Annotated in this window: 16 protein-coding genes and 1 tRNA gene; 6 read left to right on the top strand and 11 right to left on the bottom strand. The window is 35.4% G+C overall.

Features of this window, described 5'->3' with window-relative positions; all coding sequences use genetic code 11:
• The 3 genes from ACFILW_RS03360 to ACFILW_RS03370 all read left to right on the top strand — a co-directional run.
• The coding region (locus ACFILW_RS03360; RefSeq protein ID WP_375671470.1) for a phage antirepressor KilAC domain-containing protein at positions 1 to 381 on the top strand (381 nt) is incomplete at its 5' end.
• Positions 378 to 656, top strand: a complete 279-nt coding sequence (locus tag ACFILW_RS03365) for a hypothetical protein (RefSeq protein ID WP_375645044.1) — start codon at positions 378 to 380, stop codon at positions 654 to 656. The genes ACFILW_RS03360 and ACFILW_RS03365, both read left to right, overlap by 4 nt.
• Positions 657 to 736: 80 nt before the next feature.
• Complete coding sequence (locus ACFILW_RS03370) at positions 737 to 940, top strand: helix-turn-helix transcriptional regulator (protein WP_375685175.1); 204 nt, start codon at positions 737 to 739, stop codon at positions 938 to 940.
• A gap of 99 nt (positions 941 to 1,039) precedes the next feature.
• Here the strand turns inward: ACFILW_RS03370 and ACFILW_RS03375 are convergent.
• From ACFILW_RS03375 to ACFILW_RS03390, 4 genes are all read right to left on the bottom strand, one after another.
• Positions 1,040 to 1,115, bottom strand: a tRNA-Thr gene (locus tag ACFILW_RS03375).
• A 205-nt stretch (positions 1,116 to 1,320) separates the two neighbouring features.
• Positions 1,321 to 2,679, bottom strand: a complete 1,359-nt coding sequence (gene accC / locus ACFILW_RS03380; RefSeq protein ID WP_375685176.1) for an acetyl-CoA carboxylase biotin carboxylase subunit — start codon at positions 2,677 to 2,679, stop codon at positions 1,321 to 1,323.
• 14 nt (positions 2,680 to 2,693) lie between these two features.
• Positions 2,694 to 3,191, bottom strand: a complete 498-nt coding sequence (accB, locus tag ACFILW_RS03385; RefSeq protein ID WP_375623117.1) for an acetyl-CoA carboxylase biotin carboxyl carrier protein — start codon at positions 3,189 to 3,191, stop codon at positions 2,694 to 2,696.
• 242 nt (positions 3,192 to 3,433) lie between these two features.
• A complete protein-coding gene (locus ACFILW_RS03390; RefSeq protein ID WP_375623119.1) occupies positions 3,434 to 4,300 on the bottom strand; it encodes a DsbA family protein in 867 nt (288 codons plus the stop codon).
• 341 nt (positions 4,301 to 4,641) lie between these two features.
• Between ACFILW_RS03390 and glpD the strand changes: the two genes are divergently transcribed.
• The 3 genes from glpD (at position 4,642) to cobT (ending at position 9,258) form a co-directional block, all read left to right on the top strand.
• Positions 4,642 to 6,171, top strand: a complete 1,530-nt coding sequence (gene glpD / locus ACFILW_RS03395) for a glycerol-3-phosphate dehydrogenase (protein WP_375623121.1) — start codon at positions 4,642 to 4,644, stop codon at positions 6,169 to 6,171.
• 712 nt (positions 6,172 to 6,883) lie between these two features.
• On the top strand, positions 6,884 to 7,864 hold the full coding sequence (dusA, locus tag ACFILW_RS03400) for a tRNA dihydrouridine(20/20a) synthase DusA (protein WP_375665600.1): 981 nt from the start codon (positions 6,884 to 6,886) through the stop codon (positions 7,862 to 7,864).
• A 386-nt stretch (positions 7,865 to 8,250) separates the two neighbouring features.
• On the top strand, positions 8,251 to 9,258 hold the full coding sequence (gene cobT, locus ACFILW_RS03405; RefSeq protein ID WP_375665599.1) for a nicotinate-nucleotide--dimethylbenzimidazole phosphoribosyltransferase: 1,008 nt from the start codon (positions 8,251 to 8,253) through the stop codon (positions 9,256 to 9,258).
• 28 nt (positions 9,259 to 9,286) lie between these two features.
• Here cobT and ACFILW_RS03410 read toward each other — a convergent pair whose 3' ends face one another.
• From ACFILW_RS03410 to rnr, 7 genes are all read right to left on the bottom strand, one after another.
• Positions 9,287 to 9,778 (bottom strand): Lrp/AsnC family transcriptional regulator, encoded by a 492-nt coding sequence (locus ACFILW_RS03410; protein WP_375665598.1) that lies wholly within the window; start codon positions 9,776 to 9,778, stop codon positions 9,287 to 9,289.
• A 23-nt stretch (positions 9,779 to 9,801) separates the two neighbouring features.
• On the bottom strand, positions 9,802 to 10,431 hold the full coding sequence (locus tag ACFILW_RS03415) for a uracil-DNA glycosylase family protein (RefSeq protein ID WP_375623129.1): 630 nt from the start codon (positions 10,429 to 10,431) through the stop codon (positions 9,802 to 9,804).
• Positions 10,432 to 10,459: 28 nt separating this feature from the next.
• Positions 10,460 to 11,023 carry a thermonuclease family protein gene (locus tag ACFILW_RS03420; protein ID WP_375623131.1) on the bottom strand — a complete coding sequence of 188 codons (564 nt, stop codon included), beginning with the start codon at positions 11,021 to 11,023 and terminating at the stop codon, positions 10,460 to 10,462.
• A 343-nt stretch (positions 11,024 to 11,366) separates the two neighbouring features.
• Positions 11,367 to 11,534, bottom strand: a complete 168-nt coding sequence (rpmG, locus tag ACFILW_RS03425; RefSeq protein WP_004864083.1) for a 50S ribosomal protein L33 — start codon at positions 11,532 to 11,534, stop codon at positions 11,367 to 11,369.
• A gap of 104 nt (positions 11,535 to 11,638) precedes the next feature.
• The gene (locus ACFILW_RS03430; RefSeq protein ID WP_375685177.1) at positions 11,639 to 11,914 is read right to left on the bottom strand and encodes a hypothetical protein; all 276 of its coding nucleotides are present in this window, start codon (positions 11,912 to 11,914) and stop codon (positions 11,639 to 11,641) included.
• A gap of 44 nt (positions 11,915 to 11,958) precedes the next feature.
• The gene (locus ACFILW_RS03435; protein WP_375685178.1) at positions 11,959 to 12,774 is read right to left on the bottom strand and encodes an MFS transporter; all 816 of its coding nucleotides are present in this window, start codon (positions 12,772 to 12,774) and stop codon (positions 11,959 to 11,961) included.
• 333 nt (positions 12,775 to 13,107) lie between these two features.
• The gene (rnr, locus tag ACFILW_RS03440) at positions 13,108 to 15,384 is read right to left on the bottom strand and encodes a ribonuclease R (RefSeq protein WP_375685179.1); all 2,277 of its coding nucleotides are present in this window, start codon (positions 15,382 to 15,384) and stop codon (positions 13,108 to 13,110) included.
• Positions 15,385 to 15,386: the final 2 nt, after the last annotated feature.

Raw genomic sequence — 15,386 nt, forward strand, 5'->3', positions numbered from 1 at the left:
GTAATGCTTGGTGTCTTAACGCATTTAAAAGATGAAAACGAGCGGAAAGACAATATCATTGCTAAATTAGAACCAAAGGCAAAAGCACTTGATGGTTTAAAGCGTTCTGATGGGCTGTTCGGTTTGATAGAAGCAGCAAAGATGTTAGAGGTACGACCAAAGGACTTAACCGATTATTTGCGTAAACATGACTGGGTATATCGACGGGCTCCAGGGGCACCTCTGTTACCTTATCAGGATAAGATAAAGAAAGGATTTATGGACTGTCCTGCTATTACCATTCAAAGACCGGATGGTACAGAAAAGGTGCTGCCTTCAACGAAAATCACATCCAGAGGATTGGCTTGTTTGAGAGAACAAATCTTTGGGGGTGTGCAATGAATACCAGTATCGACTTTTTATGTGATTTGTGGATAGCGTTGTCTCAGTTTGTCAATTGTGAATACGTAGATGACAAAGACTGTAGTGACTTGGTTGACATCATGAGCGTAGTAGAAAAAGCTTTGATTTTAAAACTTCAAGATGAAATTCCAAATATTACAAAGATTCTAGCAGTTTTAACGGATTTTGGAGATTCAGAGCTGCCCCATAGAATGGATTCTTTGTTGCGAGCTTATGATCCGAGTTTGCAGAAGCCTGTCACGAAAGCGGCTTAGTTTTAAACAATTGATTTTATCTCCTCGTCCTATAGGACGAGGAGGGGATTAAGTAACATAAAAAAGAGAAAGGTAATGAGATGATATTTGATGATGGAGATAGATATGTAACGACACGTGAGTGTGCACAGCTTTTTAGTGTATCCACAACAACGATTCGCAATTGGGTGCTTCAGGGATTGTTTCTGGAGCCATATAAGCTAGGGAGAGCAGTGAGATGGAGAAAAAAAGAGACCTTAGACTTCACTCCAAAGAAAAATAAGGAGCAAATAAGAACAAATTAGGTAAAATTATATAAACTGTAGAAGGTGGTCTAAAAGGTGGTCTGAAAATGGCTATTTAAAGAAAAAATCTATATATTTCAATATGTTTAAGAAATAAAATGGTGCCCCCAGAGAGACTCGAACTCCCGACCCCCTGATTACAAATCAGGTGCTCTACCAACTGAGCTATAAGGGCGTAACCATGTAGGAGTTAGCACAAACTAACAAAAAGGAAAACAGAAAATTATAAAATTTTGTGCATATTAAGTGAAAACTATATAACAAATAAAAAATAACCAACTTATTTCCTCTTTTACCACTTTTTACAGCAAGATTAGAACTATCCTTATGTTGATATCTTATAGAATCTTTTATAAAAGAAGCACCATTTTGCTCTCGAATTACGAATCTGAAGACTTTGATTGATGAGAAAGGTATTTTTCTAACCAGTGAATATTATAATTACCATCAGCAACATCTTGATTATTAATAAGATCGCGAAAAAGAGGTAGTGTAGTTTTTATTCCATCAACGACAAATTCATCTAAAGCACGCCGTAAACGCATCATACATTCTAAACGGGTACGTCCATGAACAATCAGCTTTCCAATCATGCTATCATAGTAAGGAGGAATACGGTAACCTGAATAAGCGCCTGAATCAACACGAATTCCTAAACCTCCAGGGGTATGAAAATGTGTAATGGTTCCAGGTGATGGCGTAAAATTAATAGGATCTTCTGCATTAATACGGCATTCAATGGCATGACCAGAAAAACAGACATCATCTTGTGTCAATGAAAGCTTGCAGCCTGATGCAATATGGATTTGTTCATGGACTAAATCTATACCTGTAATTGCTTCAGTTACAGGATGCTCGACTTGTAAACGCGTATTCATTTCAATAAAATAAAATTCGCCATTTTCATAGAGAAATTCAACAGTACCAGCTCCACGATATCCAAGTTGGGCACAGGCGTTTGCAACAATACTTCCAATTTTTTGCCGTTCAGTTTCATTAAGTGCAGGTGACGTAGCTTCTTCCCATATTTTTTGATGCCGTCGTTGAAGTGAACAATCGCGTTCTCCTAAATGAATAGCATTGCCCGCACCATCACCTATGACTTGAATTTCAATATGACGGGGTTTTTCTAAATATTTTTCTATGTAAACAGCGTCATCACCAAAAGCAGCTTTCGCTTCTGAACGCGTTGTTTTGAGAGCTATAGAAAATTCTTGTTCAGAATGAACGACTTTCATACCACGTCCACCACCACCGGCAGAAGCTTTTATAATAACTGGATAACCAATTTCTCGAGCAGTGCGTAAAGCATCTGATTCTTCTGTGATTGCTCCATCTGAACCTGGAACGACAGGAATACCAAGTTTTTGGGCGGTTTTCTTGGCTTCGATTTTATCGCCCATGATTCGGATATGAGTAGCTGTTGGACCGATGAATGTAATATCATGGGCTTCTAGAACATCTGTAAATTTTGCATTTTCAGAAAGAAAGCCATAACCTGGATGAACAGCATCAGCTCCTGTAATTTCACAAGCAGCAATAATTTGCTGAATACTCAAATAAGAATCGCGAGCGGGAGGAGGGCCAATACAAACACTTTCGTCAGCAAGACGAACATGCATTGCATCTGCATCAGCGGTAGAGTGAACAGCAACGGTTTTTATGCCAAGTTCTTTACATGCACGTAAAACGCGAAGAGCAATTTCTCCCCGATTAGCAATGAGGATTTTTCGAATCATGGTTGCCCCTCGCTTTATTCAACAATAATAAGTGGTTCACCAAATTCAACAGGTTGGCCATCTTTGACAAGAACAGTGGTTACCGTGCCTGAGCGTGGTGATGAAATTTGATTCATTGTTTTCATGGCTTCAATAATAAGTAATGTCTCCCCTTCAGAAACATTTTGTCCTACTTCTACAAAAGGTTGCGCGCCTGGTGAAGGTGCAAGATAAGCTGTTCCAACCATTGGAGAGGTTATAGTGTTTTTTGATTTATCTTCTTGAATAGGTTGTAGAGGAGATTCAGTTGTTGGAACTGGGGAGGATGTTACAGAAAAAGTGGGAGTAGAAACAGGAGCATAGATTGCTTGCTCAGAAGAAGTTAAGGTATTTTGGCGGGAAATACAAATACGAATCTCCCCTTGTTCAACTTCAATGTTCGTTAAATTTGTATCATTCAAAATTTCAGCAAGATCACGAATAATTTTCGTATCAATTGCGGTTTTTGCCGAATCCACTTTTTTTATTGCCATTTTATTTCTAACTCCTTGATCAATGAAGATCGTCATTATCTCATTTTATGATCGAATATTTCTAGATTAGGGATCATATCTTTTGAGGCTTTAAAGATATTTATTTCCTTTAAGTCATTATATTTTGCAATTTTGAACTCGTATCCGCTTTACGCAAAATTGCACTTATAAGCCTGTTGTCAAAAAAGAGAAAGCATAAAATTACCTCATTTACAGTATTCTGCCTAAAACTGATCAGGTATTTACTGTGTATTATCTATCGCTTGTTTTAAAATATCTTGTCTGACTGCGCCGATGAATATTTTATTACCAATGATGTAAGAAGGCGTTCCCGTAATATGAAGTGTAGAGGCAATTTGAATATTTTCTTTAAAAGCGTTTTGCAGATTAGGATCTTTTATTGCATTACGGAGTTTTTTTTCATCAGCTCCTAATGAAACAGCTATTTTTATAGCTTTAGCTTCATTTGCGCGCCCTTGATGCATTAAAAGTGTTTTGTGAAACTGAGGATATTTTTCTGGGAATTGTTTTCGAAATGCGTAGGCAACGATATGGGTAGCCATAGAATCAGATCCCAAAATTGGTAAATCTTTGATAATAACCCGTAGATCTGGGGATTCTTTTATCAAGTCTTCTATATATAAATAGGAACTTTTACAAAACTTACAATTGTAATCAAAAAACTCAACAAGTGCTTTTTTACCATTTGGATTCCCCAAAACAGCGTCATGAGGAGAATGAAAAATTTCCTTTTCTAATAAATGAATAATTGAGCTTTGACTTTCATCTTCATTCTGTCTTCCCAGCTTATCTTGAAGGATAAGCTGCATTTCAATCAAAATTTCTGGATGAGTAAGAAGATACTCTCTGACAATTTGTTGAATATGCTGAGAATCAGTATGCGGAGCCATTGTTTCTTTAAGCTTAGATAAAAAGCTAGAATCTTCTAAAAGTTGTGCTTTAAGTTTTTCTAAGCTTAAATGATTGGTTACTTTTTGCTGTGATGTTGCGTTTGATAAAGAAGGTGAAAAGGTTAAAATACTCAACATAACTGGGACTAAAATTTTTGAAATAACTGTTATTTTCGAGTTTTGAGGTTGATGAGTCATCTGTATACCTTTACATTTTCTATTGTGTCATTGAGTGAACTATATGAAAAGCGTTCTCTATGTGCAATAAAGCATTTAGCTATAGTGTGTATTCTCAAATGAGAAAAAACATTAATTTTTCTCTAAAAAGCTTTCATATGATGTACATTTGCAAAGATTATGTTGCCTAGAGGATAAAAAATCATCTCTTTAATTTGTCAAATGTTTTTTTGATGTATAAGGGTATCAAAAGCTTTTTGTGCGTGTTTATTTTAGGAAAAAGTACGTTGATAATACAACGAAGAACACTTGTATTGTTTTTTATTGTTGCTTTATTGAGGACAGTGAAACAAAATTGAATAATGAAAAGTGAAATTATGAAAACCACAATGCATTATGAGCTGTTTATCATTGGGGGAGGGATAAACGGGTGTGGATTGGCAAGAGATGCAGCTGGACGCGGTTTTAAAGTGGGATTAGCTGAAATGAAAGATCTTGCATCAGGGACTTCAAGTGCATCAACAAAACTTATTCATGGTGGTCTTCGTTATCTTGAACATTATGAGTTCAAACTTGTTCGTGAGGCACTCAAAGAACGCGAGATCATTTTACGCATAGCGCCACATATTGTACGCCCTTTGCGTTTTCTTCTTCCTTATCATAAAGAATTGCGCCCTGCTTGGATGTTGCGTTTTGGACTTTTTATTTATGATTATTTAGGGAGCTGGAATCAGAAATTGTGGCGCAGTAAAACGATTAATTTTTCAAAAAAGTTTTGCGCTACACTGAAAAAAGAATATCAGAGAGGTTTTGAATATTCTGATGCAAGAGTAGATGATGCGCGTTTAGTCATTGCCAATGCTCGTGATGCAGAAAAGTGGGGAGCTGATATAAAAGTACGGACAAAAGTTCTCTCTTTAAAAAGAGAAGACAAAAAATGGCGTGTCTTTCTTCAAGACAAATTAAACGGTAAAAAATATAATGTCACAGCTTCTTATGTCGCGAATATGACAGGTCCTTGGATTGATCGTGTTTTGTCAAGCGTATTAGATTGTAAAGAACACACACCAATACGGCTTGTTAGAGGTTCTCATATTTTGGTTCCCAAGCTTTATACGCATGATCGTGCTTATATTTTTCAAAATGGTGATGGGCGTATTATATTTGCTATTCCGTATGAAGAAGAGTTTACCTTGCTTGGAACAACAGATTGTAACTATCAGGGAGATCCAGCTGATGCTCATATTACTGATACAGAAATAAACTATATCTGCGCAGCAGCCAGTGAATATTTCATACAACCAGTATTACCTGAAACGATTGTCTGGTCTTACTCTGGAGTTCGTCCACTCTATGATGATGGAGCTTCAAAAGCACAAGAAATTACGCGCGATTATGTTTTAAGAGAAATGGGAACAGGAAGTGCACCAAAGATTCTTAATCTTTATGGTGGAAAGATTACAACTTATCGTAAGTTGGCTGAAGATGCGATGAAATTTGTTGAAAAAGCACTTGGTAAAAAGGGAGCGTCATGGACAGCTAATGCACCCCTTCCAGGGGGGGATTTTCACTATAATAAATTAGATGTAATTGAAAATAAAATTGCTTTTTTAATGCCAGATTTAGATGCCTTTACACACCGCAGACTTGCACGCTCCTACGGCACAGAAGCCTTAGTGATATTTGCAAATGGTAAGGCGGACAGAGGAAAAGATTTTGGACATGGGCTTTATGAAATAGAAGTAAAATGGTTGATGGAAAAAGAATGGGCTAAAGCATGTGAAGATGTGTTATGGCGTCGTTCAAAACTTGGACTTCTCTTTAATGAGCAAGAGGTTGATACTCTTTCTTCCTATATGCAGAGCCAAAAAGAGATTGAACAACATTTATAATCATTTAATTTTACAGATTTTATTTGCAATATTGTAGAATATTTTTCTCCAAGAGATATTGATATAAGGTACATTCACACATGTTAAAAAATAATGCTCGTCTATACCCTCATCTTAGTTGTTTGTTTGCAACAACCATACAATGGCAAAATTAGGTTGAATATTTAGGGTAAAATTTGTCTATCCTATGAAGTGAAATCTAATAAAGAACGCATTGAGAGAAAATGTTTTATAATTAGATTCATATGAATAAGAAGTTTTGTCCTTTATCTTAAGGAGGAGATAAAAATACTTTCTATCGTGTTTTTTGCACAATAAGTTGGAATATTCTAAAGAAAATTAAGCCTATCATAAAAAATTGTATAATGTTTTAATTTATCATTTATTGTCTTAAACGCTGTGCTAAATCATGTAAGGATAGAGGCGTAATGGGGATTTTAAGAAGGACTTGTAAATAAGTTTTTTATGTTACAGTGAAAATCTTCTTCTTTCATGTTCATATATCTGAACATGATTCTATAAGAAGTGCGATATTGTATTTTATTATGATTGATTGTAATAAACTTTTCTATCAATTGAAGGAAACAATTGATAGAAAGAGGCTGTTATTATACGCGTGATCGTATAAAAGAATAACACTTTCTGTAAAATAAAAGTAAGTATTTTTCTATGTATAAAGAGAGAGCTATGGGGATATGAGAGTAGTCGCCTCATGATATTTTACAATCTTCCATCGCCTGTAAAATTTGCAGTCGCACCAATGTTGGACTGGACAGACCGACATTGTAGGTTTTTTTATCGTCTTTTAACGAAAAAAGCTCTTCTTTATACGGAAATGATGGTCGCAGATGCTGTCATTCATGGTGTTCGAGATCAATTGTTGGCTTTTAGCCATAAAGAATGTCCAGTTGCATTACAATTAGGGGGAGCAGATCCGAAAAAGTTGGCAGAAGCTGCACGGATTGCTGAAGATTTTGGCTATAATGAAATAAATCTCAATGTCGGTTGCCCATCAAATCGTGTTCAAGCAGGTGTATTTGGAGCTTGTTTGATGTTACATCCAGACATTGTGGCAAATGCTGTGGAAGCGATGAAACGAGAGGTTACGATACCCGTAACTATCAAATGTCGGATCGGAGTGGACGAACAAGATGAAGAATTAGCATTAGATCTTTTGGCTAATCAGGTTTGGAATGCTGGATGCGATGCGCTCTGGATACATGCACGCAAGGCATGGCTAAAAGGATTGAGTCCAAAAGAAAACCGTAATATTCCGCCCCTTAATTATGAAAGGGTTTATAAATTGAAACGTAAATACCCTCATAAATTCATTGGGATAAATGGTGGAATTAAATGGATTGATGAGATCAAAGAGCATTTGATTTTCTGTGATGCTGTTATGGTTGGTCGCCAAGTTTATCATGATCCAACTTTGTTAAAACATATTGATTTTGAACTTTATGGTGAGGCGCAAAATAATCTGAGTGAAAGTGATCTTATTGAGGTTATGTGTGATTATGCGGCTCGACATATTGCATCGGGAGGGCGGCTTTCTCACGTGACACGTCACATGATTGGTTTATTTCATGGGCGAGAGGGGGCACGTCGATGGCGACAAATATTATCAAATGATGCAACAAAACAAAATGCAGATATATCTATTTTGAAAGAAGCTTTTCATGCTCTCATTTAATAACAGCCTGACAATTAACCTATGTTAAAGTTAAGATTTTTTGCGCTTTGTTTTCTTTACGATGATTTTGATGACTTCAATTGTATAAGTTTTTAAAAACTTATAACTTTTGTTATAGAAAGAACATTAGGATTCATATATTACACAACACGCTTATTTCTCCTATTTAATAGGAGAATAGGTTAGGGGTGATGTGTAAAGATAGTAATAAGATATTGATAATATTTTGCATGTTCGTTATTTGATGAGAAAATAGAATATAAAAATTATTGCTTTCATAATATTTAACGTTTTTAAAGCACTGTTTAAAAAAGCAATAAATTATTCATATCCTGTATATATGACGTGATTTTCATTAAACATTGTAGATTTTAAAAGGTATTCTCATGACCGTTAGTCCATTTGATGATTTTCGTGCTTTGCTTACGAATTTACCTGTTGCTGATGAGTTTTCTATGATTTTGGCAAAGAAAAGGCAAAAAAACTTAACAAAAGCGCAAGGAGCATTAGGGAAACTGGGAGATCTTGCTGTTTGGTATGCGGGATGGAAGGGTACAGAAAAACCTATCGTAACGCGACCTTTGGTCGCTATTTTTTCTGGAAATCATGGTATTGTAGAAGAGAATGTTACACCATTTCCACAATCTATGACACAAAGGATGGTACAAAATTTTGCATCTGGTGGTGCTGCTATCAACCAAATTTGTATAGCTTATGATCTTGGATTAAAGATATTTGATTTAGCATTGGAATATCCAACAATGAATATTACGAAAGATGCCGCAATGGATGAGCGAAGTGCGGCTGCTACAATGGCATTTGGAATGGAATCCATTGCTGGCGGAACAGATCTTTTATGTATTGGTGAAATGGGGATTGGAAACACAACAATAGCTTCAGCTTTATGTTTAGCATTGTTTGGTGGAGAAGTTGAAGAGTGGACAGGAAATGGTATGGGATCGGAGGGTGATTTTTATCAGCGTAAAATAGCAGCGGTTAAGACAGCAGTCTCTTTGCATAAGGAGCATTTTAATGATCCTTTTGAAATTATGCGTCGCTTAGGAGGACGTGAAATTGCAGCTATGGTTGGTGCTATTTTAGCAGCAAGAATGGAAAAAATACCAGTCATTTTAGATGGTTTTGTGGCAACTGCAGCAGCAGCGATCCTTTATAAAATGCATCCAAAAGCTCTTGATCATACCCTTGTTGGACATGTTTCTTCTGAGAAAGCCCATCGTAAACTCTTAAAAAAAATCGGTAAAGAACCACTTCTAGATTTTGGAATGCGTCTTGGTGAAGGGACAGGAGCAGCTATGGCAGCTGGTATCGTCAAAGCCGCTGTTTTAACACATGCACAAATGGCAGTTTTGGAACAAGAAAGTTTGAACGCCTAAAAGATAATGAGATAGATATAAAAAAGCCTTAAGAGTTTTGCTCATTTACCTTTTCATGTAATTTGATATAATTCAACGGAAGTTCCGTTGTATACTTAATCTGTTCCATTGCGAAAGAAGATGAGACATCACGGATATCAATTTTAGAAATTAATTTTTTATAAAAAAGATCATAAGCTTCAATATTGGGAACAACAACACGCAATAAATAGTCAATATCTCCACTCATTCGGTAAAATTCAATGACTTCACGGAATTCTTGTACAATTTTTGAAAAACGCTTAAACCATTCATGACTATGGGTATTTGTGCGAATAGAAACAAAAACAGTGACATGCGCATTTACTTTTTCTGGAGAAAGAACGGCAACGCGACGCTGAATAACACCATCTTCTTCAAGTTTTTGAATTCTACGCCAGCAAGGCGTGGTCGAAAGTCCAACTTTTTTAGCAATATCAGCGACAGAAAGTGTTGCGTTTTCTTGCAAAAGATGTAAAATTTTTCGGTCAAGACGGTCCATAATTTATTCTCAATATTTTTAATTTATAAAAATTTACGCACTAAACAACGCAAATATACAATAAGCTCATCATTAAACCATGGATTTTTCTGTAACCAAGAAGTATTTCGCCATGATGGATGAGGCAAAGGCATAACATTATAGCCTCGAGGTTGAGGAATGGAAAGGATATTTCTCCAATCACCAACAGTTGCAGAAACGGTTTTATGTTTTAATTCTGTAATGTGCCACTTTTGCGCATAACGGCCAATAGCAAGAACAAGCTTTATTTGAGGCATAGCTTGAAATATCTTTTCATGCCATATTTCTCGACATTCACGTCTTGGTGGTAAATCAGCTTTATTTTTGTCATAACCTGGAAAACAAAATCCCATAGGAACAATAGCAAAGAGAGATTTATTATAAAATTCTTCTTCCGTAACACCCAGCCAATTACGCAATCTTTCACCAGAACGATCATTAAAAGGGATAGAAGTTTCATGAACACGCAATCCTGGTGCTTGTCCTGCAATTGCAATCAAAGCCGTATTGGATAAATAAACGACGGGATTTGGTTCATGAGGAAGAGGAGGAAAATAATGGGGTTGTTGGATACAAACACGACAGGAATAGATCTTTTGTTCAAGTTTGATAATTGGGCTACATTGTTTCATTGGTAAATAAAATTAAAGAGTATTTTTCTTATTCTGTGCGCGGATTCGCTTTGCGCCATTCTTTTGGTCGTTGAAAACTTGATGCCCATATTCCTTTCTTTTTCCTTCTAGCTTCTTGCTCTTCTTTGGGGTATTCATAATAACTTACAGCCCAACCATTATGTACAAGCGTTGCGTTAATATTGCCAACTTGTTTTGTTTTACATGTTGCAAGGATACGGCGATATTTATCTGTTTTATGCCAGAGACATGTAACTGTTTGATTTTTTAGTAGTTGTTCTAAATATTTTTTTGCTTCAATCCCACAAGGGTAGCGTGCCTCCTTTTTTCCACAAAATTGGTGAAGTTCAGGAGCATCAATTCCAGCCAGTCGAATCTTAATTGAAGAAATCATGATGGTATCGCCATCAATGATTAATGCATTTCCTTCCACAGAGCTTTGAGAAGAAATTTTTTCTTTTTGAGATAACGATTGAGTCTGCTTAAAATAAGTTGACATAATCATAAGAATACTAGCAGAAACAAAAATACTGAAACCGATAACTTTTAGATTAAAGCCTCTTAGATTAAAATGAGAAAAAAAATTTTTCATGAAATAAAAAACTGCTATTTTTTATTATAACGCATTTTATTTAGTATTGCTTATAATCTTTTCAAGAAATTTTTATTCATATCACGAAACACCATCTCGTTTTAACGACAAAATTTTTGTTAAATACCACGACAATCAAATACTCATGCAGGATATATGTAAGCAACTTAAACAATAAATCAACTTATCCAAATCGGGACAAAACATACAAATTTAAGGTCATATAAATTTCAAAATAAACTTTTAAAGAAATAGAAAAACAACCCTCAGACAATAACCCCGAAGGCAATACTTCCACATTTCTCTTGGACTATAAAACTTATCAATTCAATGATAAATTCATTTATTTAATTTTTGTTTCTTTAAATTCAACGTGCTTTTTTACAACTGGATCATATTTACGCTTGCTCATTTTATCTGTCATGGTACGGCTGTTTTTCTTTGTAACATAGAAAAAACCAGTATCTGCAGTTGATAAAAGCTTGATCTTAATGGTTGCTGCTTTAGCCATAATGTAAGAACCTTATTTATACTGAAAAAATATTATCTTGCTATCAAAACCTATTTCTGAAGTCATCAGATTTTCCAGCAACAGTACGGATGTTCTCGAAAAAGTCAAGAGCTGATTAATTTTCTCATAAGTTGGACAAACACCAAAATGACATATAAACCGAAAAAAACAGCCATGGCTATTGAAAAACCGAAGGGTTTAAAGATACCCATGGATTTTCCGATAAAGGTCGGTCCGATGAGCATACCAATTCCATAACAAAAAATAAAAGCAGAATTAGCAGCTGCAAGTTCTTGCCCCTTGAGACGGGCTCCTAAATGTGCAAGAACAATTGTATAAAGGCTCGCTGATACACCACCTAGAAAAAACAAATCAAGCATCAAAACCCATGGATATTGAAGAATCCATGGTACTATAAAAGTTCCTATAAACCTAGAATAGCGCAACTCATCAGTGGGTAGCGTCGATCTTTGGCGTAGTCGCTTATAATGCTGATAGGAATTAAGAGGAAAATATTCCCAAGTGCAAGGGTTGCCATAAAATGTGCTGCTTCATTCTCATTATAACCAATGGATAAACTAAAGGGTATTATAAGAGTTAATACGCCCATTTGAATGGCCCCGTAAACAAGGACCGCCATCATTGCACTTGGAACGTGAAAAAGATAACGAAAAAATGGCATATATTGATTTTTTTGAAATTCTGGACTTAGTTTCCAAGCGGCAAGAATTGGGATAGTAGCAAGTATAATAAGGCTATATCCAACAGCAAAAGGAATAAATCCTTGTGTTCCCACTTTTGCTAGCAGCGTTAGACCTATTATAACCCCTAATCCTAAGACAATAGCATAAATAGAAAGGATCAAACCGCGTTTTTTGGGGGGAGCATAACTGTTGATCCAAAACTCTGACAGGATAAACATAACTGTCATGCTGAAATGTAATATAAACTTTAAAATAAACCAAACCCATATGGAATCAAAAAAATAGAATCCTAAAAAACTTAAAGATCCTATCGCCATCATAAGTAATATTGTTTGAGCGATGCCTAAGCATAAGGCAATTCGAGACGTAAAAATAGCTGCAATAATTATGGCTATTCCACCAACTGTTCCACTATAGCCGATCGTACTGTTGGAAAGTCCTTTTTCTGCCATAAGAAAAGAGACAAGTTGTGTTCCCATTCCCAATGCTGTTCCAACAGTGCCAATGGTTGCAATAGCTGCAATAATGGCACGCAAAGAATTATTTTGAGAGTCAAAAGCTTTTTTTCATGAGAATGACTTAAGATACTTTTGTTTATTCGAATAATAAAAAGGTGTCCTGAAATGAAAAAAGCCCAAGCTTCCTTTTGCAGATTTTCTCACCTCTTGAGTATAAAAACTCTGCAATATTTTTATACAATTACTATAGATATAAAATAAAACATATGTATTATTATATAATAAAGAAAGAAAATTATATACATAAAATAATATAAACACTACCTATAATAGGTATTTTATTATCTTAAAGGTATTATTATATTATTGTTTATATTCTGTTTAATAGTAAAACAAGAATTTTATTTTTTATTAATATTTTCTTCTTCCATAAAAAGGATGCTTTTGTTTTTTTAATTTGTTTTTATGGTAGGATGTCGGTGAAAATTTTATTGGACGAGGTTTTGTTAAGAGCTCAAAGCATAAAGCACCAGCAAAAGGTTGTACCGTTATAAGTTTTACTTCTACAACATCACTGAGCTGATAGCCTTTATGGCTACGCTGTCCTACAAGAACATGTTGTGCTTCATCAAAATGATAATAATCATTTTTAAGCGTAGAAATATGGACAAAACCATCTGTATTGAGTTTATCAAGTGAGATAAAAAGGCCTGCTTTTGTAACTCCGGAGATGCGACCTGTAAAAATACGTCCAATTTTATTTGTTAAATAGTGAGCAACAAGTCGATCAATCGTTTCTCTTTCAGCCATCATTGCACGGCGCTCGTATAAAGAAATTTGCGTAGCAATTTCTGCAAGATTTTGTTCTTGTGTATCTGTTAATTGATCATTTCCTAATTTGAGAGCTTTAATGAGTGCTCGATGAATAATAAGATCAGCATAACGACGGATTGGTGATGTAAAATGTGTATAATTCTGCAGATTTAAACCAAAATGGCCGCTATTTTTAGGGTTGTATTCTGCTTGTGATTGTGAACGCAAAATAACTTGATTGACGAGTTCTTGTTGTTGAGTATGAGCAACCTTTTCTAAAATTCTATTCAGACGTGCTGATGTCAGTTCTGCACTTCGGGCGAGTGATATCCCTAAACTTTGAAGAAAATTCCGTAATATTTCTTGTTTGGCAAGAGAGGGTTTATCATGAATACGATAGATGAAAGGTTGATGATGTTCTTTTAATGTTTCAGAAGCTGCAATATTGGCTTGTATCATAAACTCTTCAATTAAACGATGTGCTTCTAGATGTTCTTCACTCACAACATCTTTTATGCATCCATTTTGATCAAGAATAATCTTTTTTTCTGTTATTTCTAATTCTAGTGGTTGGCGACGATTTCGCGCAGCTTTAAGGCATGCATAGGCTTCCCATAAGGGGTGTAAGATATTCTCAAGCAGGAGCGCACTTTTTTCATTGAGATGTTCTTTTTTTGCTAATTGCATTTCTTGATAAGAGAGTTTGGCTCTCACCCGCATCATAATACGATGAAAACTATGTTTTCGTTTATTACCGTTTGCATCAAAAACCATACGAACGGCTAAAGCCGGTCGTTCTTTTCCTTCACGCAGAGAGCACAAATCATGAGAAAGGCGTTCAGGCAACATTGGCACAACGGTATCGGGAAAATAAACAGAATTTCCACGTTTCAATGCTTCTTTATCTAAAGCGCTTCCTGTTTTGATATAGTAAGAAACATCTGCAATGGCCACAATAATAATCCAACCATCATTATTTGCTGGGTCTTTATCCTTGGTTGCATAAACTGCATCATCATGGTCTTTTGCATCTGGTGGATCAATTGTAATAAATGGTAATTGTCGCCAATCTTCACGATTATCCATATTGGCAGCTTTGATATGTTTAACTTGCTCAAGAACATTTTCAGGAAAAATATAAGGAATTCCTTTCGAAAGAAGCGCTATCATTGAGAGTGTTTTCTCACTCTTAATATGCCCTAAAACATTTTTTATTTTTGCGCTCTTTAATCCGTAACCAGTATTTTTTTTAATTTCGACTTCAACGAGATCACCAATTTGAATCTTCATTTCTGGAGACATTTCAACAATGAGCTCATTGGTTTTGCGGTCTATAGGATCAAGGCGCCATTGATTATTTTCAAATTTTTGTACAACAGCAAATGCGCTTTTGGGAGATACATCAATTTTACGAATAATTCGTCCCGTATAAGGGGGGCTTGAGCTTTCAGAATTTTTATTTCGAAAAACTTTTACAAGAATATGATCTCCAACACCAATGCTACTTCCTTTTATGTGATGAAAAGAGTGTATTTCAATATTAGGCTTTGGAGAATCTTCCCATTCAAGAGGTTGTGCAATAAAACTTCCATCTTTATCACGTCCGCTAATTTTGACTAAAGCAACAGGGGGTAATTTTCCTTTGTTTATTTTCTTTTTGTGCTGTTTAGATATAAGATTTTGATCTTTTAACTCACGTAATATATCTCTCAGCCAAACCCGAGAATCGCCTTTTAAGTTAAAGGCTTTGGCGATTTCTCGTTTACTTGAGTGGTTAGGATTCTCATTTATAAAGGAAAGGATTTCTTCCTTATTGGGAAAATTTTTTCCCTTGAATGAAGAGAGAGATTTTATGTTTTTTTCACCTTTAGCCAAAA

This window comes from Bartonella sp. TT110JLCBS (genome assembly GCF_042193405.1).
Classification (GTDB): domain Bacteria; phylum Pseudomonadota; class Alphaproteobacteria; order Rhizobiales; family Rhizobiaceae; genus Bartonella.